The 20,972-nt window shown below is 63.1% G+C and carries 22 protein-coding genes; 11 read left to right on the plus strand and 11 right to left on the minus strand.

Annotation, left to right across the window (positions count from 1 at the left end; genetic code table 11):
• Nucleotides 1-65: 65 nt before the first annotated feature.
• Nucleotides 66-1,043, minus strand: coding sequence for an arginase (gene rocF / locus ABIA42_RS21535; protein WP_370121413.1), 978 nt, complete (start codon nucleotides 1,041-1,043; stop codon nucleotides 66-68).
• A gap of 210 nt (nucleotides 1,044-1,253) precedes the next feature.
• On the opposite strand from rocF, the gene ABIA42_RS21540 reads away from it, so the two are divergent.
• Nucleotides 1,254-1,514: a hypothetical protein gene (locus tag ABIA42_RS21540; RefSeq protein WP_028178916.1), complete on the plus strand. Its 261-nt coding sequence runs from the start codon at nucleotides 1,254-1,256 to the stop codon at nucleotides 1,512-1,514.
• Between the two features lie 15 nt (nucleotides 1,515-1,529).
• Here the strand turns inward: ABIA42_RS21540 and ABIA42_RS21545 are convergent, their stop codons facing one another.
• Complete coding sequence (locus ABIA42_RS21545; RefSeq protein ID WP_370143636.1) at nucleotides 1,530-4,271, minus strand: EAL domain-containing protein; 2,742 nt, start codon at nucleotides 4,269-4,271, stop codon at nucleotides 1,530-1,532.
• 61 nt (nucleotides 4,272-4,332) lie between these two features.
• On the minus strand, nucleotides 4,333-5,592 hold the full coding sequence (locus tag ABIA42_RS21550) for a FecR domain-containing protein (protein WP_370121403.1): 1,260 nt from the start codon (nucleotides 5,590-5,592) through the stop codon (nucleotides 4,333-4,335).
• 130 nt (nucleotides 5,593-5,722) lie between these two features.
• On the opposite strand from ABIA42_RS21550, the gene ABIA42_RS21555 reads away from it, so the two are divergent.
• The 3 genes from ABIA42_RS21555 to ABIA42_RS21565 all read left to right on the plus strand — a co-directional run bounded on the left by ABIA42_RS21555 (nucleotide 5,723) and on the right by ABIA42_RS21565 (nucleotide 9,108).
• Complete coding sequence (locus ABIA42_RS21555) at nucleotides 5,723-7,519, plus strand: ShlB/FhaC/HecB family hemolysin secretion/activation protein (protein WP_370121400.1); 1,797 nt, start codon at nucleotides 5,723-5,725, stop codon at nucleotides 7,517-7,519.
• Between the two features lie 149 nt (nucleotides 7,520-7,668).
• Nucleotides 7,669-8,499 (plus strand): alpha/beta fold hydrolase, encoded by an 831-nt coding sequence (locus ABIA42_RS21560; RefSeq protein WP_271533420.1) that lies wholly within the window; start codon nucleotides 7,669-7,671, stop codon nucleotides 8,497-8,499.
• A gap of 291 nt (nucleotides 8,500-8,790) precedes the next feature.
• On the plus strand, nucleotides 8,791-9,108 hold the full coding sequence (locus ABIA42_RS21565; protein WP_370121396.1) for a cytochrome c: 318 nt from the start codon (nucleotides 8,791-8,793) through the stop codon (nucleotides 9,106-9,108).
• A gap of 190 nt (nucleotides 9,109-9,298) precedes the next feature.
• Here the strand turns inward: ABIA42_RS21565 and ABIA42_RS21570 are convergent, their stop codons facing one another.
• Nucleotides 9,299-9,640: a phasin gene (locus ABIA42_RS21570; protein ID WP_271533423.1), complete on the minus strand. Its 342-nt coding sequence runs from the start codon at nucleotides 9,638-9,640 to the stop codon at nucleotides 9,299-9,301.
• A gap of 132 nt (nucleotides 9,641-9,772) precedes the next feature.
• Complete coding sequence (locus tag ABIA42_RS21575; RefSeq protein WP_131871037.1) at nucleotides 9,773-9,958, minus strand: hypothetical protein; 186 nt, start codon at nucleotides 9,956-9,958, stop codon at nucleotides 9,773-9,775.
• A gap of 624 nt (nucleotides 9,959-10,582) precedes the next feature.
• Between ABIA42_RS21575 and ABIA42_RS21580 the strand changes: the two genes are divergently transcribed.
• Nucleotides 10,583-10,939 carry a hypothetical protein gene (locus ABIA42_RS21580; protein ID WP_370121392.1) on the plus strand — a complete coding sequence of 119 codons (357 nt, stop codon included), beginning with the start codon at nucleotides 10,583-10,585 and terminating at the stop codon, nucleotides 10,937-10,939.
• 45 nt (nucleotides 10,940-10,984) lie between these two features.
• On the opposite strand, the gene ABIA42_RS21585 is transcribed toward ABIA42_RS21580, so the two are convergent.
• Both ABIA42_RS21585 and ABIA42_RS21590 read right to left on the minus strand, forming a co-directional pair.
• Complete coding sequence (locus tag ABIA42_RS21585; protein WP_271533425.1) at nucleotides 10,985-11,560, minus strand: hypothetical protein; 576 nt, start codon at nucleotides 11,558-11,560, stop codon at nucleotides 10,985-10,987.
• A 46-nt stretch (nucleotides 11,561-11,606) separates the two neighbouring features.
• The gene (locus tag ABIA42_RS21590; protein ID WP_370121389.1) at nucleotides 11,607-12,140 is read right to left on the minus strand and encodes a GcrA family cell cycle regulator; all 534 of its coding nucleotides are present in this window, start codon (nucleotides 12,138-12,140) and stop codon (nucleotides 11,607-11,609) included.
• A gap of 165 nt (nucleotides 12,141-12,305) precedes the next feature.
• Here ABIA42_RS21590 and ABIA42_RS21595 point away from each other — a divergent pair, with 165 nt between their 5' ends.
• Nucleotides 12,306-12,914 (plus strand): S24 family peptidase, encoded by a 609-nt coding sequence (locus ABIA42_RS21595; protein WP_027576185.1) that lies wholly within the window; start codon nucleotides 12,306-12,308, stop codon nucleotides 12,912-12,914.
• Between the two features lie 110 nt (nucleotides 12,915-13,024).
• Entirely contained in the window at nucleotides 13,025-13,300 is a 276-nt protein-coding gene (locus tag ABIA42_RS21600) for a hypothetical protein (RefSeq protein WP_271533427.1), read from the plus strand.
• A gap of 43 nt (nucleotides 13,301-13,343) precedes the next feature.
• Here the strand turns inward: ABIA42_RS21600 and ABIA42_RS21605 are convergent, their stop codons facing one another.
• The gene (locus tag ABIA42_RS21605; protein ID WP_271533428.1) at nucleotides 13,344-14,318 is read right to left on the minus strand and encodes a quinone oxidoreductase; all 975 of its coding nucleotides are present in this window, start codon (nucleotides 14,316-14,318) and stop codon (nucleotides 13,344-13,346) included.
• Nucleotides 14,319-14,543: 225 nt separating this feature from the next.
• On the opposite strand from ABIA42_RS21605, the gene ABIA42_RS21610 reads away from it, so the two are divergent.
• The 3 genes from ABIA42_RS21610 to ABIA42_RS21620 all read left to right on the plus strand — a co-directional run bounded on the left by ABIA42_RS21610 (nucleotide 14,544) and on the right by ABIA42_RS21620 (nucleotide 17,221).
• Nucleotides 14,544-14,744: a hypothetical protein gene (locus ABIA42_RS21610; RefSeq protein WP_018319162.1), complete on the plus strand. Its 201-nt coding sequence runs from the start codon at nucleotides 14,544-14,546 to the stop codon at nucleotides 14,742-14,744.
• 147 nt (nucleotides 14,745-14,891) lie between these two features.
• Complete coding sequence (locus ABIA42_RS21615) at nucleotides 14,892-15,839, plus strand: MoxR family ATPase (protein WP_035678446.1); 948 nt, start codon at nucleotides 14,892-14,894, stop codon at nucleotides 15,837-15,839.
• A 5-nt stretch (nucleotides 15,840-15,844) separates the two neighbouring features.
• Entirely contained in the window at nucleotides 15,845-17,221 is a 1,377-nt protein-coding gene (locus tag ABIA42_RS21620; protein ID WP_370121383.1) for a VWA domain-containing protein, read from the plus strand.
• Nucleotides 17,222-17,240: 19 nt separating this feature from the next.
• On the opposite strand, the gene ABIA42_RS21625 is transcribed toward ABIA42_RS21620, so the two are convergent.
• On the minus strand, nucleotides 17,241-17,423 hold the full coding sequence (locus ABIA42_RS21625; RefSeq protein WP_370121380.1) for a hypothetical protein: 183 nt from the start codon (nucleotides 17,421-17,423) through the stop codon (nucleotides 17,241-17,243).
• A gap of 352 nt (nucleotides 17,424-17,775) precedes the next feature.
• Here ABIA42_RS21625 and ABIA42_RS21630 point away from each other — a divergent pair, with 352 nt between their 5' ends.
• Nucleotides 17,776-17,994 (plus strand): hypothetical protein, encoded by a 219-nt coding sequence (locus tag ABIA42_RS21630; RefSeq protein ID WP_035678447.1) that lies wholly within the window; start codon nucleotides 17,776-17,778, stop codon nucleotides 17,992-17,994.
• Nucleotides 17,995-18,002: 8 nt separating this feature from the next.
• On the opposite strand, the gene ABIA42_RS21635 is transcribed toward ABIA42_RS21630, so the two are convergent.
• The gene (locus ABIA42_RS21635; protein WP_370124012.1) at nucleotides 18,003-19,388 is read right to left on the minus strand and encodes a hypothetical protein; all 1,386 of its coding nucleotides are present in this window, start codon (nucleotides 19,386-19,388) and stop codon (nucleotides 18,003-18,005) included.
• 97 nt (nucleotides 19,389-19,485) lie between these two features.
• The gene (locus ABIA42_RS21640) at nucleotides 19,486-20,760 is read right to left on the minus strand and encodes an allantoate amidohydrolase (RefSeq protein WP_370143637.1); all 1,275 of its coding nucleotides are present in this window, start codon (nucleotides 20,758-20,760) and stop codon (nucleotides 19,486-19,488) included.
• Nucleotides 20,761-20,972: the final 212 nt, after the last annotated feature.

Raw genomic sequence — 20,972 nt, forward strand, 5'->3', positions numbered from 1 at the left:
CCAGCGCGTCGGACCCTGCTGCTGCAGCCGAATCCCAGCGCCTCGCACAAACGCCGTCCGCCGCTTCACTCCCCCGGAGCGATTGCGTTGCTCGGCGTCGGCCGGTCTGTGATCTGCTGGCCGAACAGGCTGCCGATCAGCTCGACTGCAGCACGCGCCGTCCGTCCACGTTCGTCCAGGAAGGGATTGAGCTCGACGATATCGACCGATCCGACTAGGCCGGAATCGTGCAACAGCTCCATGATCAGGTGCGCCTCGCGATAGGTGGCGCCACCCGGCACCGTGGTGCCGACGCCCGGCGCCACGCAGGGATCGAGGAAATCGACGTCGAAGCTGACATGCAGCACGCCATTGCTCGTCTTGACCCGCTCGATGACGCGCCGGATCATGACGGCGACGCCGAACTCGTCGATCTGGCGCATATCGACGATCCTGATCCGACGCAAGCGCATCAACTCCTTTTCGAGCTTGTCGATCGAACGCGCACCGAACAGGTCCAGCCTGTCCGGGTCGATCGACGCGCGCGGATCGCCGCCGAGCAGGCCGTCGAGGCCGGGCTCGCCGCACAGGAACGCAGCTGACATGCCGTGCATGTTCGCGGTGATCGTCGTCTCCGGGGTGTTGTAGTCGGCATGGGCATCGAGCCAGAGCACGAAGAGTTCGCGTCCGCGCTCTTGCCAGTGACGCGCCATCGCATTGACCGACCCCATCGACAGCGTGTGATCGCCGCCAAGGAAGATCGGCAGCGCACCGGTTGTCGCGATCTCATAGCCTCTGCGGCTCAGGACTCGTGTCCAGCGCTGGATTTCGCGGTAGTGATTGGCATTTTCGGGCGGCGTGTCGGTAAGGTCCCGGACTTCGGCTACGGAAAGATCGCCATAGTCGACAACCTCGAAATCCAGGCTTTCGAGCAGTGTTGCCAGGCCGGCGGTGCGCAGCGCCGCAGGCCCCATCAAGGTGCCGCGCTGCGAAGCCCCCATGTCGATGGGAGCACCGAGCAAGGCGATGCGCCGGGCTCGATCCGTCACGGTCCGATCGGTCACGGCTGTCTCCTGACATCAGCAAGGTTGACCCAGCCTAACAGAGATTCGCACCCGTCGTTTCCCGGAGAAGGCAGCCACCATCGATGTATCCCGGAACAAAATCCCGTGCGCTGAATTGCCCATCCAAGGCCGGCACTCGCCGTAAACCACGCGCCTGTCGCGGATAGCCAGAGGTGTCGGCTTCCATCATCAGGCCCGGAGGTCGCCCCCTTGAGCACCGAGATACCGCAATCCACGTCCCAACCCGGCATGGCCGAGCGTGCCATCGATGCAACGGCGGATGTCTCCCGCACGATCGGTGAAGTCGCCGGAGGACTGCGCGCAGGCGTCGACCGCCTGACCTCTGCCGTCGAGGAATCGCGAAAGCCTGGCGGGGCTCTCGCGACGGTCGCAGCGGTCACCCGCGAAGCGCCGCTTGCCAGCCTGTTCGTTGCGTTCCTCTTTGGCATGGCGGTGGCGCGCCGGCGGTAGAAGCGAAGCCCCCGCTCAGGCAGCGCTGGCAGCCGTGTGCCCAGCCGCGAGGAACTGCCGATCGAATGCTTCAGCCGGCATCGGACGGCCGAAGAAATATCCCTGCCCTTCCTCGCATCCCATGCTGACCAGGAAGTCGGCAGTTGCCTTGTCCTCGATGCCTTCAGCCACGACTGTCAGACCGAGCTGCTTGCTGAGACCGATCGTCGAGCCGACGATTGCAGCATCGTCGGAATTCACGAGAAGACCGAATACGAACGACCGGTCGATCTTGAGCCCGTCGAGCGGAAACTTCTTGAGATAGCTCAGGCTCGCATAGCCGGTGCCGAAATCATCGAACAGGACCCGGACGCCGAGCTCCTGAATTCGCTTGAACATGGCGAGCACGCGGCGTTCGTCATGGAGCAGGATGTCTTCGGTAACTTCGATTTCGAGAAGCGATGGCGTCAGCCCCGTCGCATCGAGCAGCGCTGCAACCGAATGCGCGAGATCGCCGGATTGGAGCTGCGAGGGTGAGAGGTTGATCGCGACGCGCACATTGTTGCCGGACAGTTCCCAGGCTCGCGCCTGACGGCAGGCGGTTTCCATAACCCAGTTTGCGATCCGCTCCGACAGGGCCGAAGTGTTGACCACCGGCATGAACTCTCCGGGCGAGACGTAGCCGCGCACCGGATGTCGCCAGCGGATGAGTGCTTCGGCCCCGACAAGACCGCCGTCGATCAGACGAACCTGCGGCTGGTAGAACAGTTCGAACTCATCGCGCTCCACGGCAAGCGCCAGCTCGCTCTCCAGCGTCAGCCGGTTCTCGAGCTCCTGCCTGATCGCACTTTCGAAGATCACATGGCTGCCGCGCCGCGTCGCCTTCGCGCGGCTCAGCGCCAGATGGCCGTTGCTCAGGAGATCATCAGCCGTCTGCCCGCCTTCCGGATGGACGGCAACGCCAACGCTGATCCCGACCCGGTGCTGCCGCGTGCCCGCTGCGAGCGGCGCCTCGAACGCTTGCGTGATCCGCTCGGCAAACGCCTCGATCGACTCGCCGACTTCCGCGCAATCTATCGCGATGGCGAATTCGTCGCCGCTGAGCCGGGCGACGACCGCCTGACCATCGACTTCGCGCCGGAGACGCTCGGCGACCGCGCGCAGCACGACGTCGCCGGCCGAGTGTCCGAGCATGTCGTTGATCTCTTGGAAGCCGTCGAGTCCGAGCACAAGCGATGCGACGCCGGAAGACCGCCGCTCCGCCGCGCTGATCAGGTCGGCGAGGCCCGCATGCAGCATGGTCCGGTTGGCAAGACCCGTCAGCGCGTCGTGCTCTGCCAGGTAGCGAATACGTTCGGCTTCACGTTTGCGGACCGAAATATCGCGCAGGATCGCTCCGTATTGAAAGCCATCCGTTCCCTGCCAGCCCGAGAAGCTCGCTTCGACCGGGAAGGTTTCCCCGTTCTTGCGCCGGCCCTCGAACTCGACCACGACCGCCCCACCCGGAACAAGAAGCGCCTGACGCGCGGCGTCGTGCATCGACGGCCTTGCACCGCCGTCCACCGGCAAAGCACACAGCGTTTCGAACGGGCGGCCGATGATCTCGACCGGCATGTAGCCGAAGATCGCACTCGCGCCGGGATTCCAGACCGTGATCCGGTGCTCCTCGTCGGTGCAGACGAGCCCGTCGCCGAGCGACATCGCGATGCGATGGAAGCGGCTCTCGGCGATACGTCCGAGCAGACCGCGGAAATCGATTTCGTCCAGCGCAATTGCCGTCAGATAAGCGATGATCGCGATGTGGAACAGCGATGTGTCGATGACGAGGGGCCATCTCGCCTGCACGAGGGCTGCGACCAGTTCGGCGGCCACCCCGGCTGCGACGAGGATTGCGACGCGAATTCCCGGAGCGAAGCGGCGCCACGAATACATCATCAGCAGGCAGATCGCACCCAGGCCCAGGATCATGCCGATATCGGACGTCCAGCGCAGCATCCGGTTCTGCAGGATCGATTCAGCGGCCAGCGCCTGGAGGATCGACCCTGAGATGATCTTGCCGTTCGGAACACTGAACCGGTCACCGAGCTCGAGCGCCGTAGCACCGATGACGATCTTCTTGTCTTTCAGCTTGCCGAGCGTGGCGGTATCGCCGCGCAGCACATCAACATAGGAGACAGCGGGAATGGAAGCCGCACGAATGCTGAAGTCCAACAGAAAGGGCGGCCGTCGATTGACGTCCTGTCCCGCCAGCACAACGGCCATCGACGGCATCAAGGCGTCGCCGAGCTTCTCGCCAAACGGATAGCGGCGAACGAGCCCGTCGGATTCGACTGCGACATTGACGACGGCCGGCCACGATTGGTTGCTGAACTGCCTCAGGGGGCGGTTGACGTGAGCCGCGCCACCATTCGGCGCCGGCTGCTTGAAGGACGGAAGGATCGTCGAGCCGCCGACCTCCCGCAGCGCTCCGACGAAGGCTTCGTCGGAGGCCGGGTCGGACGGCGTGCTGAAATCGACATCGAAGGCGACGTCATGCGCCCCCGCCGCATCGAGCCTGCGCAGCAGCTCCGCATGCAACCGGCGTGGCCAGGGCCAGACCCCGATCTGATCGATCGACGGCGCGTCGATGGCCACGACGACGACATTGCCGCTGGCGTCACGCGATTGCCACGCGAACCGCAGGTCGGTGAGCGCGTTGCGAAGCGAGCCATGCCATCCCGTGGACAGCACGATCGCAAGCGCGATCACTACCAGAATATGCGGCCGATAGCGTTTCACCCGATCCTCCCGAGCACCCACTTCATCGGGCGCGCCCCCCTCATCCCCTTACGGAATTGCCTCAGTGTCGGTTGTGGCCGTACCCATTGCCATGGCCGTTGCTACCATTCCCCCCGCCATTCCCGTTACCATTGCCGTTGTTGCTGCTACCATTGCCAGTGGCCCCAACGTTGCCGTGGCCATTGCCGTTGTTGCTGCTACCATTGTTGCCGTTATTGCTGCTGTTGCCATTGTTGCCGGCGTTTCCGTTGTTGGCACCGGGGCCGTCATTAGATGCTCCGGCTGTTGCTGCGGCGATCACCGCACTTGCACCGGCCGAGCCGTTGCCGCCAGCCGTTGCAGCACCGCTCGTCGTCACCGCAGTCTGGACTGCGCTGTTGGATACTGTCGTACCGGTCTTGCCGTCGCTCCAGACTGTCTCGGCCCCGGTGCTGGCGTTCGCGTTGCGCACCTGGCCGGGAGCAACGACGCCGTGGGCGAGTCCGCGCGTCACCTTGTGGAAGTTCAGCTTGACCTCGCCGAGCGAGCTCGAAATGCGCACGACGCCGGCCTTGGAGGCATGGGCTCCAGCCGCCTGATGCGATGGCTTCTGTGCGCCGGCCGCCTTCGTGCCCTTGTCGATCGGGCCGAGCGCGTGGATTGCATGGCCGTTCGCCGCATTGCGCGGCGCCGACAGGCCTGATTTCGGCACGGGAATTCGCTCAATCGTGGGAGCGCGCGGCTTGCCGTGCTCGATCGGATTGAACGTCCCGGCACCGCTTAGGCTGAGACCGGGCTTGCCGTGCTCAAAGACGGCGGCCGCTTGTCCCGGCATGAGCTGGGCGATCTGGCCCGTCTTGAAATCGGAGACTTCGACCTGCCCGCGGAGCACGCCGACCTTGGTGCTGCCCGCCCCCACCGTCACGCTGAACTGCGTTCCCTTGACCACGGCGGCGAGATAGGGCGTCTCGACCTCGAAATGCTTGACGTTGCGCTTCTCGACCTCGAGCAGGATCGAACCCGCCTGCTGGATGATCGTGGTCGAGAGTCCCTCCTTCTTCTCGGCCGGCAAGCCCACCACCGAATTGGGAGAGATCAGAATCGTCTCCTCGCCGCGGACAAGCAGGACGCGTCCGTTGCGCCCGGTACGAATGGTATCGCCCGGCTTCAGCGTCCCTTCCTGGCTCAACGACACCGCCTGCGCGCCGCTCGCTGCAAGCCAGACCTCGCCGGAGGACTTGCTGACAGACCAGACACCGTCATCCGCAGCGAATGCACCGGAAGCCGTTGCCAGGGCCAGCGCCACTACGAAGGCGCACCGCATTCCAACTTTGCCGAGCATGACGATCCTCAGTCCGCGTTACAGCCGGGCCTGAGGCGTATCCGAAATCACTCAAGAGAGGATTAGCAGGAAGAAGCCAGTGGCGTGGCCTCATTAACCAATCGTTGACCATAAAAACCTAAGAAAAATCATGCAGCTAACGAACCCTTACCGCCACAGGGCAATCCCTCCGTCAGACTACGGAGACGGCTTTGCTGCACGCGGCGGGAAGCGGCATTTCACTACCGTATTGGCGTTGTTGGCACCTATTTTCACGGTAGTTCCGCAGGCATTCGCACAACAGGCGAACCAGCCGGGTTTCGATCCGCGTCAGCCTGAGAAATATTTCGAGAACCAAACCGAACGGGAATCGCAGAGCCGGCCTCCGATCGAGCTGCCGACAGTCGACCGGCCCAGCGCTGGCGGGGATGCCAAGCTGAAGTTCGTGCTGCGCGGAATCAGCGTCATCGGCGCTCACGCTGTCTCCCGCGAGCGCATCGCCGCAGTGTATCAGCCTTTTCTCGCCAAGAAGGTCTCGCAATCGGATCTCGCCGCGATCGCCGGCGCGATCAGCGACCTCTACCGCGAAGCTGGATTCCACTTGAGCCGCGCCATCGTGCCGCCGCAGGACATTGTCGACGGCCGGGTCCGGATCCAGGTCATCGAAGGCGCCATCGTGCAGGCCGAGCTGAAGGGCGACGGCGCCGAGCCGTTCGGCGTGAGGCCGATGCTCGGGCCGGTTCTTGCCGAACAACCGTCACGGCTGGCAACGCTCGAACGCCAGCTCTTCCTGATCAACGGCAGGCCGGGCGTCCGGATCGTCGACACCGCGCTGGAGGAGATCGGCGGTACGACCGGCCGCTTCCGCCTGACCATCTATTTGAAGGCCTGGCACGTCTTCTCCTCACTCGCCCTGGACAATCTCGGATCGTCGTCGGTCGGCCCCTGGCAAACCTACGCGACCGGCGCATTCAACTCCTACCTCGCGCCCGGCGACGTGCTGGCGGTCAACCTGTCGACCATTGCCAACGACCCCCGCGAGCTCGGCTTCACACGCCTGTCCTATGACGCACCAATCGGCGTTGACGGTGCGCGCCTCGGCGCTTCCGTCCTATACAGCGCAGTCCGCCCCGGCGACTCACGCCGTCTCGACAGCGACATCACCACGACCGAAGCTTTCGAGGTGCGGGCAAGCACAGTGCCCTTCATGTCGCAATCCTCGGGGCTGACGCTTACCGCGGCTGGGAGCTTCAGCAACGTGTCCGAGCACGACAATTACGGCCCCTGGTACAACGACCACATCAGGACCGCCAGCCTGACCGCCGACTACCGGCTCCAGGATCGCTTCGGTGGCACCAGTCTTGCGACGCTGACCTATCGCCAGGGTCTCGACATCTTTGGCGCATCGCAGTTCGACGACGATCTGTTGTCGCGCGAGGGCGCCTCGTCGAATTTCTCGGTCTTGAACTTCTGGTTCACGCGCTACCAGACACTCAACGGCGCCTGGTCGCTCAAGCTCTCGGCTGCGAGCCAGACGGCGTCGCGGCCATTGTTCACCTCGCAGCAATTCTATCTTGGCGGCGCGGCTTTCGGCCGGGGCTATGGCGCAGCCGAGATCAGCGGCGACAACGGCCTCGCCGGCTCGCTCGAACTGCGCTTCGATCAGAAGCTCAATTTCCACTACTGGACCGGCTATCAGCTCTACGTCTTCGGCGACGCCGGCGCAGTCTGGAACGACGGTTACCGTCTGAGCGACGGCTTGTCGCTGACATCAGCCGGGGCCGGTGTGCGGTTCTTCTTGCCGTACGATCTCCAGGCGGATCTCGGGGTGGCTGTCCCGTTGAGCTACCGGGCGCCGGACAACGAGCGCCGCAGCCCACGCTTGCTCTTCACACTGTCGAGCGCGTTCCGGGTCTGCCCCGAGCGCGGCAGGGCCTACTGTCTCTAGCCGCCGTCCTTTCGATCGACCCGGCACGCGGCCTTTTTGCGGCCTTGCCCACAGACTTACCGGAATTTAATCCTGTAACCTTCTCACGATCGCTCGACCGGGAGTTCCCGATCACCATGTTCAGTCAAAGGTGATTTTGAGACAGAACCATGAGGAAGGTGTTTGCAATCCTGGCTTTGCTCTGCGTCCTTGGAGTCGGGCAGTATTTCGTCGTCAGCCAGTTCGCAATCCGCCATGAGGCCCTGACCCTATTCGACGCCTCGCGCCAGCGGCCGATCTCGGTGCAGATTGCCGTGCGGCGCGACTACGAGACCAAGGCCAATCTCGGCCTGTGGAAGCTCCCGCTCGCCATCATCAGTAACGGCAATACCGTCAAGGCCACCGAATATTCCTTCCTCGCCAACGTCCTCGCCGCACGAGGCTATCTGGTCGCCAGTATCCAGCAGGACTTGCCGAGCGATCCGCCGCTGATGACCCATGTCGGTCAGCCATATGTCGGCCGGCGTGAAGTCTACATCCGCTGCGAAGCCAACATTCTCTTCGTATTGGGCGAACTGAAGAGGCAGCAGGAGAACGTCGAATACGACCATATCACTCTTGTCGGCCACTCCAACGGCGGCGATGTCTCCATGTACGTCGCCCATCAGCACCCGGAGCTGGTGTCGAAGGTGATCACGCTCGACAATCTGCGGGTGCCTTTCGTGCTCAGCGACCACATGAAAATTCTGTCGTTCCGATCGAAGGACCCCCATTTCGTGACAGATCCCGGCGTGCTGCCGACGCCGGAAGAGGCCAAGGCTCGCGGCATCGATATCATCAACACCGGCGCGCAGCACACGGAGATGAGCGATCGCGGTCCGAACTCAGTCAAGGAGAAGATCCAGGAGACGCTCGACCGCTTCCTGCGTGACAGCGCCAGCAGCGCGCTTGCACCGGCGGATACGACGAGCCCGATGATCATGAACCCAGGCGACTATTAGCCGGGAACGCTTTGCGGCAGATCAAAGGCGGCTCCAAAGCGGCACGATAGAAGAGTTACATGGCCTCGGAGAGACACGTGTCGCACTATACCGAAACTCTTGATACGAAAAGCCTTCATACGAAAGATCTTGGCCTGCCCGCGGCGAGAATGCCGGCATTCATACGGCGTCTCTATCGTTCGACCCGCAAGCTGCTGCGGTCGATCATCGCCCGCATTGACCTCTCGCAATTTCCAGGATCATGCTGCGGATGAGCGCGGCGACCGCGTGCGAACGCAGAAGGATTGCCTTATGTCCCGGCATGTGAGACGGATTTGCCTGCTGCTCGGCGTAATCTCCGGCGTCGTCACGTCGCCCGCCCTCGCCGCTGACGCCGATCACGGTGCCGATCTCGCCAAGCGCTGGTGCGCGAGCTGCCATGTCGTGGCGAACGGACAGACCCAGGCGAGCGCCGACGTCCCATCCTTTGCATCCGTTGCGCGCAGGCCGGACTTCAGCCCGGAAAGGCTCGCCTTCTTCCTGCTCGATCCGCACCCGAAGATGCCGAATTTTCCCTTGAGCCGGAGCGAAGCCGGCGATATCGCGGCCTATATCTCATCGCTGCGTTAGCAGTCGCCGGACGATCACGACCTGCTGCAAACGCAAATCCCTGCCGGAAGCCGGCAGGGATCAGCAGAAAGGATGACGGACGGCGAATAAGGTCATTCGGTGGCCCATCATGGACCTGCGCCGATATCGAAGCGCGGATCTCCGCGCCACACAAGGCCAATTTGTGGGCACCCTGTACACACACCGAGAATCAGGACTTGCCCTTGCCTTGTTGCATGAGACTGCCGGTCATCTGGCGCATGTGATCTCCGGCGCTGGTGAACTGACTGCGCAGGAAATCCGATTGGATTCGCATCGCTTCCTGGAGATCGGTGGCATGCACCAGCTTGCGTGCATGCTCGAACGCCGACTTCATGTTCTGCTCGGTGAAAGCCAGCGCTTGCTTCGACACCTCCGTCCCCGCGCCCGGAACGGACGACATCGACTTGGTGGCGGCGTCAAAAAACATGCCGAATGCCTTTTCCGCCTGGTCAATCGTCTTCTCAGCCAGGTCGCGCAGTTCGGCCGGAACTTCGAGCTTCGGTTCGATCATGGTCGCACTCCTCCCTTTTTCTCAACTGAATACCACACTTGCCGGACCGCCTTCCAGCGGCCAGCCCCGGGGGAACGGCGCCGGCGCGGCGGCCCAGGCAGAAAAAGGAAGGGAACGGCACAGGGCCGGACTTTAGGACAAGGGGTGCTCGGGAAAAGCTTCTTCCGCGGCGAGATCTTCGACCAGCTTGATCACTTCGAAGCGCTGTCGAGGCGCGAGCTTCAGGAACGCGCGGAGCAGGCGCAGACTTTCGACAGTGCTGCTTGCAGGCACACCGAGCTTGAGATGCAACTCAGCCGCGAAATCGAGGTTTTTCATCTCGCACCCATGACAAGCACCGGCCTTCGTGATCCGCTCAAGAACCGAACGCCGCAACAGAACCTATCGCGACGAAGCCTCGGCCGGTGGCCGCCGAGTTCACACACTGAACTGCATCCGAACAATGGCCTCAACCGTTTGGTTGTAACTATGCCAAGGAACAACCCGTCCGGCAAGCCCAACCGTGGGTGTAGAGACGCCTCGTCTGCATCGCACCACCGCGATTCCGGATAACAGGAATATCGACCGCCGTCACCCACCTGCGTCAAGAAGTTGCATCAATCACGCACACAGCCCTGATCGCGGTCAATCCGCGCAACGTTTCAGCTTGTTTCCGATGTGAATGCACATCGTGCGCACGAATTGGCGATGCTTCAGCATGCACACGCAATTGTTGAGCCCGCCTTCGGCGGTTGTATCGCCGGCATGAGAGGTCGATCTTGCAGCCGGTCCTGATCTTGGCGCGACTGTTCGCAGCCGGAACCGCCGGTCCGGGCACAACTCGGCCGTGAACCGCTGTCCGCGAGCGAGCGACCAAGCCGTTGCGGCACGGCCACGCAGATACGGGCGCCATGGCTGAAGACTCTTCGATTTGGGCGCGCGTCAGCACCAAAGGACAACGGCATGCTTTCTCGCTGCGATCTCATCAAGGGCGCCGCGGTCGCGCTTCTCACCCTCTCGATACAAGGCGCATGGGCGCAGGAGACCAGGATGAACCTGTTCAAGATCGTCACCATCAAGGACGAAATCGTCGTCGGATTGTCGCAAGAGGAGCTTCAGGCGCTCGGCGGCAATGATGCGAGCGCCGTTGCACGCGCGCTGGCACAGAAGGGCGACCTCACTGTCTGGCAATACAACGTGCATCGTGGCCCGAACGGCGAACTGCAGCAGGCGCCGACCGCCAAGATCGGGCTTTTGGCCAGCGCCTCGCTCCGCGTCGAGCCCTACACGACGCCTTACCGGATTGTACCTCATCCGTAGCGGCAGGCCGGCACGCCTGCGGCCGATGCCACAGGCGTGCCGCAATCATCTGCGCCGGTCCGCACGCCGCGTCCCGGCCTCCGTCGCAAAACCGTAGACCAGCGCCAGCCGATCCAGGCATTCGCGAAAGCGCCGCCCAAAATAATCGTTCCAGCGCTGCGCACGGACGGCCCGTCGCTGCCCGATCTGATCCATCGTCAGACCCAGCACCAGCACGTCGTGCACCAGGGCGGCGCCATCGGTGCCGAGCTCGCGTTCGACCCGGTTCAGCCGCAGCACCGCCTGTCGCTGGCTCTCGGTGACCGGCTCGCGCGTACCTGTACCATCGACATATTCGCGTGTCGTGTCCACCGCCTGAGGGCCCCGCTCCGCCCGCTCCCAATCGTCCTGGAAGGCGCGCCCGCCCCGGTATTGCGCGTCGTCGATCTGGTGGTGTGCGTGCAGCCGGCCGAGCGGATCGTTGCGGATTGAGCGGATGGCCAGTATCTTCTCGCCTGAATCGAGCGCGAGCGGATTGTCGACCTCCACCTCCGCCACCTCGGCATTGAACGGCACCTCCCGCGACCGCCGGTCGTAGATCTGCGCCAATTTGTAGGACTTGTTGCGTCGGGCACGAGCCACTCGGATACTCCTTGCAAGACTGACGATTGAACGGACGGCTGCACCTTCAGCCGGCCGAGACCAGCTTCAGCACGACGGGGCCTGCGGCACGGGCGGACCCAGCCTCGGAACGGCGCGCCAGGCGGGCATGCGGCGCGCAATAGCTGGAGCCCGGCTGGCGCGGGTGGCCGCAGAAGGTGATGTCCTCCCCGTCCTTGTCGCCACCATAGGGATAGCGGCAGTCGGCCGGCTCGAGTTCGACCAGTTGGATCAGGCGCGGCTGGACGCCGACGCAACGCAACTTCACCTGCGCCGCAGGCTTCATTGCGGACTTCGGCGGCAGGCTCAGGTTCGGCAACGCCGACCGGCGCGGCGAAATGAGAGTGGCCTCGCCCGGCAATGCTGGTGCGATCGACGGGCTCGTCATCCATTCCGGCACGACGAGCCCGAGCCGCTTGGCGCGGCCGACCACCGCGCTGCGCGTGTAAGCCGTTCCAAACCTTGCGTTAATCTGTCTTCCGATCTCCGCATAAGACATGCCTTTGAGAAAATAGTCGCGAAGCGCGTCGGAGTGCTCCGACGGCCAATGGCCCGGTTCCATGATGCTGTCCCGTGATTCCGCCCTCCGATCCCGCGACCGGAAAGCGAAACACACATTCCGTTATTCCGAATCGAGTGTCAAGCAATAATTCTGATATTCATAATTGCATCAATTCCGAATTTCGGATTACAAGAGGCGAGACGGCGCGCAATCGAGGGAATCACCATGTTGGACGTTGCAATGATCGAACGAGGCCTGGAGAAGACGGGCAAGAGCAAGGGCGGCCTGGCAGCAGCCATGGGCGTGCGGCCCGGCGCGGTCTCGGAGATCCTCGGCGGCGAGCGTCTGGTGAAAGCCTCGGAGATCATTCCAATCATGGAATATCTCGAGCTCAATCTCGCGCCGATCATGGGCCGCGTCGGAGCCGGCGCGGTGATCGAGCCGGACTATGAACAGGTTCCTCCGGAAGGTCTCGGCGACATCACATTGCCCTTTCCTATCATGGAAGAGACGATCGCATTCGAGATCGTGGGCGATTCGATGCTGCCCAAATACGAGAGCGGCGACGTGATCGTGGTCTACAAGGACCAGCGCCATCCGCTGTCGAGCTTCTACGGCGAAGAGGCGGTGGTCCGCCTCAAGACCGGCGAGCGCTATCTGAAGACCATCGAACGGGGAAAATCACCCTCCGTCGTCAATCTCACGAGCTTCAATGCCAAGCCGATCGTCGGCGTCAAGCTCGACTGGGTGGGTGAGATTTGCCTGTCCATGCCCAAGGGGCAGCTCGAGCGGCTGCGTGCGAAATCGGCGCGTCCTCGCAAGAAGGGCAAGTAAGGGCCACACGGCCAGCGATTTCTGATTTATAGAAATCGTGGTTGACAAAGTTCCGTTTTTCGGAAATACTCTGCCGCGTTCCCGACCACGGGGCGCGGCAGGATCGTTTCATGCAATACTTCGTCGTGATGATCGAATATGGGCGGCGGGGCCGCGAGGCGGTCGTCGATCCCGAAATCACGAGGCGAGAGGTCATCTCCCGCATCGCCTCGGGTGAATACCGGAACATCTCGTTCATCCACGAAATCGTGGAGAATGCCGTCGAGGACGTGACCGAGGCCATCCTGACCGAGGCCGCCCTGCCCCAGATTGCGCCCGAGGATGTCGACCTCCAGGCAATCCGCCTTGATCACACCCGCGATCTGCGCAAGCACGAGCGGACGTGACGCAGGCCAAGCAGCTTGCGTCACGGCCCGGCCCGGCCGAGCATCAGACCAGAAGAACGGTCGATCCCGTGGTCTTGCGAGCCGCAAGATCGGTATGCGCCTTGGCGGCGTCCTTCAGCGGATAGGTCTGGTGCACCTCGATCTTGACCGCCCCGGACTTGACGACGTCGAACAGTTCGTTCGCCATCGCGACCAGATTTTCGCGCTTGGCGGCGTAGGTGAACAGCGTCGGACGCGTGACGTAGAGCGACCCCTTCTGTGCCAGCAGGCCGAGATTGAGCGGCTCGACAGCTCCCGAAGACTGGCCGAACAGAACCGCGACACCGAGCGGCGCGAGGCAATCCAGCGATTTGAGGAACGTATCCTTGCCGACGGAATCGTAAACCACTGGCACCTTCTTGCCGCCGGTGATTTCGTCGACCCGCTTTACGAAATCTTCCCGCGTGTAGATGATCACATGGTCGCAACCATGCGCCTTGGCGAGTTTTGCCTTCTCGTCGTTGCTGACGGTGCCGATCACGGTCGCGCCGAGATGCTTGGCCCACTGGCTCAAGATCAGGCCGACGCCGCCGGCCGCAGCGTGAAGCAGGATGGTATCGCCGGCCTTCACCCGATAGGTCTGCCGGATCAGGTATTGCGTGGTGAGCCCTTTGAGCATCATTGCCGCTGCGGTCTTGTCATCGACGCCGTCGGGCAATTTCAACAGCCGGTCGGCGGGGATCAGCCGCGCCTCGGAATAAGCCCCGAGCGGCGAGGCGCCATAAGCGACGCGATCGCCCGGCTTCAGATCGGTGACACCGGGCCCGACCTCCTCGACGACACCAGCCGCCTCGCTGCCGAGCCCGCTCGGCAATTGCGCCGGATAGAGACCCGAACGGTTGTAGATGTCGACGAAATTGAGTCCGACAGCCGTGTGGCGGATGCGCGCTTCGCCGGGTCCAGGTGTGCCGACATTGACCTCCTCCCAGACCAGGACTTCCGGACCGCCGGTCCTGTGAAAACGAATGGCATGCGTCATGGGCGTTACTCCCTTATCGTTGCAGTGAAATCCAGTGAACCGGGTCGGCCTGCGAAATAGGCATTTGGTCCGCCCCTTACCAGTACCATCCGTAACAAGAATGTCACAGCGAACGACAAACGCCCGCCGTTCCGCCTCTGTTCGAAAGAGTTGATGAGGGCTCCGGGGGTAACCGGCAGTAGCTTTCGCGCGGGGTCTGGTGGTCGCCTGCGAAGGAGAGCCGAGATGCCAGCTTACGTTCAGCATCATCAGGACATCGAGATCGCGCCTGTGAACTGCCCCACCTGCATGGGGTTCCTGCCGATGTATGTGCGCGAGGTCGAGCCGCATTGGAGCCTTGCCAAGATCGACTTCGTGTATGAATGCGCCGATTGCGGCGCCGAGGTCAGACAGACCATCCGCAAGCCGGAGTTGCTGCGGCACTGATCGCACGAACGGCGAACCGCTTAACTATTTGCGCTAAGCGGAAAAAACGCCGTTCACGCGGGCCTGATGTCTCCCAAACGAGGCTTGTTCTTTGCCTGGAACGCAGGCAGAACAAGCCTCAACCAAGACCTTTGGGAGCGCCCTTTCGTGGCTGATCAGAAGGCCTCGACCTCGATCGAGGCAGTGGAGAGCGGCCTCGCCGCGCAAGGCTACATCGCGAGCCGGCAGATCGCGACCGCCGTCTATTTGTCGCAGCAGATCGAGAAGCCGATCCTGGTCGAGGGCCCCGCGGGCGTCGGCAAGACCGAACTCGCCAAGGCGATCGCGGCCTGGCGCGGCATGAAGATGATCCGCTTGCAATGCTACGAGGGCCTCGACGAGGCCAAGGCGCTCTATGAGTGGAAATACGCCAAGCAGCTACTCTATACGCAAATCCTGAAGGACAAGCTCGGCGAGGTTCTCGGCGGCGCGCAGACGCTGCATGCCGCGCTCGACCAGCTCCACGATTTCGGAGACGTGTTCTTCTCCAAGGAGTTCGTCGAGCCGCGTCCCCTGCTCCAGGCGCTGGAGCAGCCGGGCGGCTGCGTACTCCTGATCGACGAGATCGACAAGTCGGATGCGGAGTTTGAATCGCTGCTGCTGGAAATCCTCTCGGACTTCCAGGTCACGATCCCCGAGCTCGGAACCGTGTCGGCCATCACGCCGCCGACCGTGATCCTCACCTCCAACAGCGAGCGCGATCTCGGCGACGCCCTGAAGCGGCGCTGCCTGCATCTTCATATCGGCTTCCCCGAGCAGCGTCTCGAGGAACGCATCGTCGAAAGCCGCGTGCCCGGCATCTCCCAGACGCTGCGCCGGCAGATGGTCGGCTTCATCCACGAGATCCGCTCGCTGGATCTGAAGAAGCTGCCGTCGGTCAGCGAGACCATCGACTGGGCGCGCGTGCTGGTGCTGCTCCAGGCTTCCGAGCTCGACACCGAGATCGTCAAGGACACGCTCAACGTCCTCCTGAAATACGAGACGGACATAGAGGCAGCGGCGCCGCAGGTGACGACCTTCATTGCCAAGGCGGCACGGTCCAACGTCTTCGGTTGACGCCGATGCGCGAGAACCTCCATCGTTTCTTTCGAGCGGCGCGGGGCGTCGGCGTTCACGTCTCGCCTGCCGAAAGCATCGATGCGATGCGCGCAGTCGCGCAGGTCGGCATCTCCGACCGCGCCGTCCTGCGCGACGCGCTGCTCCTGACACTTGCCAAGTCCCAGGACGAGAAGCTCGCGCTCGGTGACTGCTTTGATCTGTTCTTCAGTCAGCCGGAGCCGCGGCAGGACCAGCCCGAGGCCGGCAACGACGACGCTCCGCAGGACGCAGATCAGCCGCCCCCCTCCGGCGCTCCCAGCGAGGCCGGCGAAGGTCAGCCTCCCGAAGGTCTAGGCCCGCTCGCGCAGATGCTGCTGTCGCAGGACCGCAATACGATTGCGGCTGCGATTGCCAGCGCCTCCGGGGCGGCCTCCCTGTCCGACATCCGCTACTCCACTCAGCGCGGCACCTTCTCCAGCCGCATCCTCGACGCCATGGGCCTCCAGCGCCTGCGCGACGATCTCGACGAATTGACCGCGACCAACCCGGCACTGGCCGAGCGTCTGCGCGCCGCGCTGGACGCCTTGCGCGAGGCCGTGCGCGATACGGTCTCTCAGGGGCTTGCACTCTATGCCCGCGAGGAGGCCGAAAACCTCCGCAACGAGATCCTGCGCAATGCGCCGCTCGCCCGCATCGAGCGGCGCCAGGTCGCCGAGATGCGCGCCCTCATCCGTCAGATCGCGCGCCGGCTGCGCGAGCGCTACTCGAAGCCGCGCAAACGCCAGCGCCGCGGCCATCTCGACGTCCGTCGCACGCTCCGCCGCAATGCGGCCTGGGGCGGCGTGCCCTTCCTCACAGCATGGAAGCGCAAGCATCGCGACCGGCCGAAGATCATAGCGCTGTGCGACGTCTCGGGCTCCGTTGCGCAAGTGTCCGATTTCTTTCTGCTGCTCATCCACTCGCTGCACGAGGTGGTCGACGATGTCCGCTCCTTCGCCTTCTCCTCGCACCTGATCGAGGTCAGCGAGATCCTGGAATCGAAGTCGCCGGAGGAGGCGATGTCCGAGATCATGTCCAAGGTCGGTTTCGGCTCGTCGGACTACGGCTCTTCGCTGGTCGATTTCGAGAAGGGGTTCATGAGCACGCTGACGCCGCAGACCACGGTGATCGTGCTCGGCGATGCCCGCAGCAACAATCTCGACCCGCGCGCCGACATTTTGCGCCGGATCTCCGATCGCTCGAAGCGGCTGGTCTGGCTCAATCCCGAGGGGCGGCTCGCCTGGGGCTTTGGCGATTCCGAGATGCCGCGCTACGCGACCTTTTGCAGCGTCGTGCGCCAATGCGCCACCGCGCACCAGCTCGAGCGCGCCGTGTCCGATATCGTGGCGACCTATCAGTAAGCATTATTAGCCGCCCGAGTCAGGCGGCATTCCGCTCGGCCTGCGCGAGATTGCGCTCCCGAAAGTGATACGCGATTTCGTCGAGCGCGCGCTGCTCCCATTCCTCGGCCTGTGCGAGCCAGAATACCCGACGTTCCGAATCGAGTGCCGCGCGCTCGCGGCATAAAAATTCCTGACTACGGATCTCAACCAGCCTCTTCATGCACTCACACTCCTGCCGTGTGAAGTCATTCCCCACGGAATAACCTAGCAGAGCCCGGAACGACTCGTCTCGCCATTTCTGTGCATATCGCGACGCTGAATAGGACAGCGACGCTTCCCGTGCAGCGCGGCAATTCGCACTGCAACATCAAGCGCAGATCATCAATTAGTGATCGGAAGTTGAGACGATATTCGCGGGCAAACGATCTTAACTCTTGTGGCGCAACGAAGTGCGGCAATTTGTGAAGAGACGTTCTAAACATCACACCGAATTCCGGACTCATTGTCGTCGCATGGTCTTCATGCAGCGCCGATAACAGGGGCGCGTGAACGTTACGATCGACTGAGGCAACATGAACGACGATTTCGACTTTGAGCTTTCGCCGGACCAATGGGCGGCCCTGCGTTCGCTTCGCAACCCGTTGTCGAACGGCCGTCTCAAGGCCCATCTCGTCGAAAGCCTCGTCGCGCTCGGCCTCGTCGTCATCAATGACGGCGTGCCTGCCATGACGCCAACCGGACGCAAGGTGCTGGTGCGCGGATCGTGCCGGCTGCTGGATCTCGTAGCGTGAGCGATATGTTACCGAGTGGATTCGTCAATCCACCGGAGCAGCGGCGTTCCATACGCCCTCCTCCAGACGGACAGGAAGCGCGGAAACCAGGAATGAGCCACGGCGCCCTTATAGGCCCAGGTGCGATACTTCAGACCCTGTTCTGAGATCAGCTCCTGATAGCCGCCGTGAACCTCGGTCGCTGTCCGAATATCCTTCAATATTCCTTGGGCGCAGGCCCGATAGGTCTCGCCGCCAGTGAATTCGTCATAGTCCAGCATGCGATCCGCGAACTCGACGTTGAACGTCGGCCAGCAGGAACGCCCCTGATAGGCTGGTGCCGCAATCCTGTGGATCATCTTGTTTCTGGGATTATCGGCTGAGACCAGGAAATGAAACGTGCTGGGGATACGAAACCGCGGCTCCGCAATGATCAGATCCGTCGTGGCCGCGAACAGCGCCCGCTCGCTCGCATCGCTCATATTCCAGAATCCACGATGCACGCTGACGAAATCCAGCGCGACCGATGAGGCCGGCGAGCTCGCCGAACCTTCCAGGGAATGCGTGATATGGCCGTCTTTGCCGAACAGGCGGAGCAGGTCTGTCTTGTACTGCGCAAGGTCACGCCCGAGCAGCCGCTTCAGCTCGTTCTCGTCGACGACCCCGAGCTGCACGCCCCACACGAAGGTCGTGTAGACGGAAGCATTGGTCACGAAGCGCCTGCGTTCGGCGCGGGTGTCTGTCGCGGCAGAGCGCGGCGCGTGGACATCGCAAAGCAAATACCTGGTACCATCATCATTGAACGGTTCGAGCTCGCTTGCGAGCTGGAGGATTGCTCGCTTCAGGTCACCGCCATATTCGGCCAGCAACAGGCGGCCTGCATGCGCGCATTGTGACATTGCCAAATAGGAGGCGGCCCTGTCTTCGGCAGAGATCATCTGCTGGAGACCGGCGAGAATACCGAGCAGCGTGTCCGACGGGCGCGAGAAATAGTTCACGCCGAGGTAGCGACCGCGTCCCGCCGGGACGATGGTCGTCGTGACGACGCCGGCGCGAACCGCCTCCAGCAACAAACGGACGCTCTTTTCGAGCAACCGAACCCGCCGCACCGCATCCTGCGGATCCATGATGGTTTCGGGGTCGAGAACGTCGGGATAGAACCACGCGAAGTCTCGCGGATAATAGGCGGAGGCGTGCGGGGCGCCTGTGACGAGGAAAGCCTCGGTCACCGAGAACGCGCTGTCCATCGAGTGCCGATAAAGGTCCTCGATCGCCGACAACGAATGATGCGACTTTCTCAGGAACCGATCACCGAGAAAATTGACCGCCTGAAGAGCGTTGGCGACAAGGGTCGCAACCCCGCCCTGGTAAAACCGGTTTCCGCGATGTGACGGCAGGGGAATGTCACTCTTCATGTGCACCGAGTATCTCGCGATCCCGGCGATGGCCGGTCACCATTCCAAGCGTGACTGATTCGTGTCTCGCCACGATGACGGGGCGGGGGCCGGCTGTTCAGCTCGCGGCGGCGCGGCTCTCCCGCGTCTGGAAATTCTCGATCACCCGCAGCAGCACCCGCGCGCCGGCATCGGCATCGGCGAGCTCGACATGCTCATCCGGGTGATGGCTGATGCCGCCGCGACAGCGAACGAAGATCATGCCGACATCGGCAATGTCGATCATCGCCATGCCGTCGTGCCCTGCCCCGCTCGGCAACTCGAACACGGAGAAGCCTTCGGCTCCGATCGCCTGCGCTATCTGCTCCTTGAGCCACGGCGCGCACGGTGCGGTGCGGTTCTCGTGGGTGACGTCAAGCTGAAGGGCCAGCTGCCGGCGCTTGGCGATCGCCTCGATCCGGCGGACGATATCGGCCACCGCACGCTTGCGGTGCATGTCGGTGGGGGCGCGCATATCGATGGTGAAGGATACTTCGCCCGGAATGACATTGGTCGCGCCGGGCCTCGCCTGGATGTAGCCGACGGTGCCGACCAGGCCGCCCTCGTCGGTGCGGCAAAATTGTTCGATCGCACCAATGCATTCGGCCGCCCCGGCGAGCGCGTCGCGCCGAAGCTCCATCGGTACGGTGCCGGCGTGACCGGCCATGCCCGTCAGCCGTGCGGCAAGCCGTGTGGCGCCGGCAATCGCGGTGACGACCCCCACGGGCAGATTCTGCGCTTCCAGCACCGGCCCCTGCTCGATGTGCAATTCGAGGTAGGCGAGCAGCTCACGCCGCGCTCGCGCGGCCGCGCCGACATGGTCGGGGTCGAGCCCGAACTGCACGAGCGCATCGCGCATCGACACGCCATCGCGGTCGCACGTGTTCAGCAGATTCTCGTCAAAGGTGCCGGCCACCGCACGGCTGCCGAGCAAGGTCGAAGCGAAGCGCACACCCTCCTCATCGGCAAAACCGACCACCTCGATCGCAAACGGCAGGCGCCTGCCGCGGCGGTTGAGATCGGCGACGCAAGAGATCGCCGTGATCACACCCAGCGGTCCATCCCATTTGCCGGCATCGCGCACGGTGTCGTAATGCGAGCCGAGCATCAGGCAGGGCGCGCCTGGCCGATCGCCTTCGTAGCGGCCACAGACGTTGCCGATCGCGTCGATGCGCGCGCTCATGCCGGCTTCGCGCATCCAGCCCAGGATGAGGTCCGCCGCCTCGCGCAACTCCTTGGTGAGATAGATGCGGGTGAGTTTGTCACCTTCTTCCGAGATCGCGGCCAGATCGTTGATCCGACGCACGATCACTTCGCCGAGCGATGCATTTTGAACGGCGTTAACGGACCCCATCTCGACAAACTTCCTCTTCTCTGGACCGCGGCGACGGCCGTCCTGGCGATCGGCACGAGCTCGGTGCCAGCAAAAAATCACGTACCGGCGCCTGCCCCAACAGGCGCGTGATTAGCATGAATGCGAGTACGCGCCACGCTGCCTCGCGCCGGTCATGCGCGCGGGAGCCCAAACGCCTGCAATTGCGTCTGGCATTTCTTCCCAATCAGGTA

The organism is Bradyrhizobium sp. USDA 327 (assembly GCF_041262065.1).
GTDB classification, from domain to species: domain Bacteria; phylum Pseudomonadota; class Alphaproteobacteria; order Rhizobiales; family Xanthobacteraceae; genus Bradyrhizobium; species Bradyrhizobium liaoningense.

Excerpts from the sequence above, each read along its gene's own strand:
- ABIA42_RS21550 (WP_370121403.1), bottom strand. The coding sequence starts at position 5,592 with ATGCTCGGCAAAGTTGGAATGCGGTGCGCCTTCGTAGTGGCGCTGGCC.
- ABIA42_RS21555 (WP_370121400.1), top strand. The coding sequence starts at position 5,723 with ATGCAGCTAACGAACCCTTACCGCCACAGGGCAATCCCTCCGTCAGAC.
- ABIA42_RS21560 (WP_271533420.1), top strand. The coding sequence starts at position 7,669 with ATGAGGAAGGTGTTTGCAATCCTGGCTTTGCTCTGCGTCCTTGGAGTC.
- ABIA42_RS21565 (WP_370121396.1), top strand. The coding sequence starts at position 8,791 with ATGTCCCGGCATGTGAGACGGATTTGCCTGCTGCTCGGCGTAATCTCC.
- ABIA42_RS21570 (WP_271533423.1), bottom strand. The coding sequence starts at position 9,640 with ATGATCGAACCGAAGCTCGAAGTTCCGGCCGAACTGCGCGACCTGGCT.
- ABIA42_RS21575 (WP_131871037.1), bottom strand. The coding sequence starts at position 9,958 with ATGAAAAACCTCGATTTCGCGGCTGAGTTGCATCTCAAGCTCGGTGTG.
- ABIA42_RS21580 (WP_370121392.1), top strand. The coding sequence starts at position 10,583 with ATGCTTTCTCGCTGCGATCTCATCAAGGGCGCCGCGGTCGCGCTTCTC.
- ABIA42_RS21590 (WP_370121389.1), bottom strand. The coding sequence starts at position 12,140 with ATGGAACCGGGCCATTGGCCGTCGGAGCACTCCGACGCGCTTCGCGAC.
- ABIA42_RS21595 (WP_027576185.1), top strand. The coding sequence starts at position 12,306 with ATGTTGGACGTTGCAATGATCGAACGAGGCCTGGAGAAGACGGGCAAG.
- ABIA42_RS21600 (WP_271533427.1), top strand. The coding sequence starts at position 13,025 with ATGCAATACTTCGTCGTGATGATCGAATATGGGCGGCGGGGCCGCGAG.
- ABIA42_RS21605 (WP_271533428.1), bottom strand. The coding sequence starts at position 14,318 with ATGACGCATGCCATTCGTTTTCACAGGACCGGCGGTCCGGAAGTCCTG.
- ABIA42_RS21610 (WP_018319162.1), top strand. The coding sequence starts at position 14,544 with ATGCCAGCTTACGTTCAGCATCATCAGGACATCGAGATCGCGCCTGTG.
- ABIA42_RS21620 (WP_370121383.1), top strand. The coding sequence starts at position 15,845 with ATGCGCGAGAACCTCCATCGTTTCTTTCGAGCGGCGCGGGGCGTCGGC.
- ABIA42_RS21625 (WP_370121380.1), bottom strand. The coding sequence starts at position 17,423 with ATGAAGAGGCTGGTTGAGATCCGTAGTCAGGAATTTTTATGCCGCGAG.
- ABIA42_RS21630 (WP_035678447.1), top strand. The coding sequence starts at position 17,776 with ATGAACGACGATTTCGACTTTGAGCTTTCGCCGGACCAATGGGCGGCC.
- ABIA42_RS21635 (WP_370124012.1), bottom strand. The coding sequence starts at position 19,388 with ATGAAGAGTGACATTCCCCTGCCGTCACATCGCGGAAACCGGTTTTAC.
- ABIA42_RS21640 (WP_370143637.1), bottom strand. The coding sequence starts at position 20,760 with ATGGGGTCCGTTAACGCCGTTCAAAATGCATCGCTCGGCGAAGTGATC.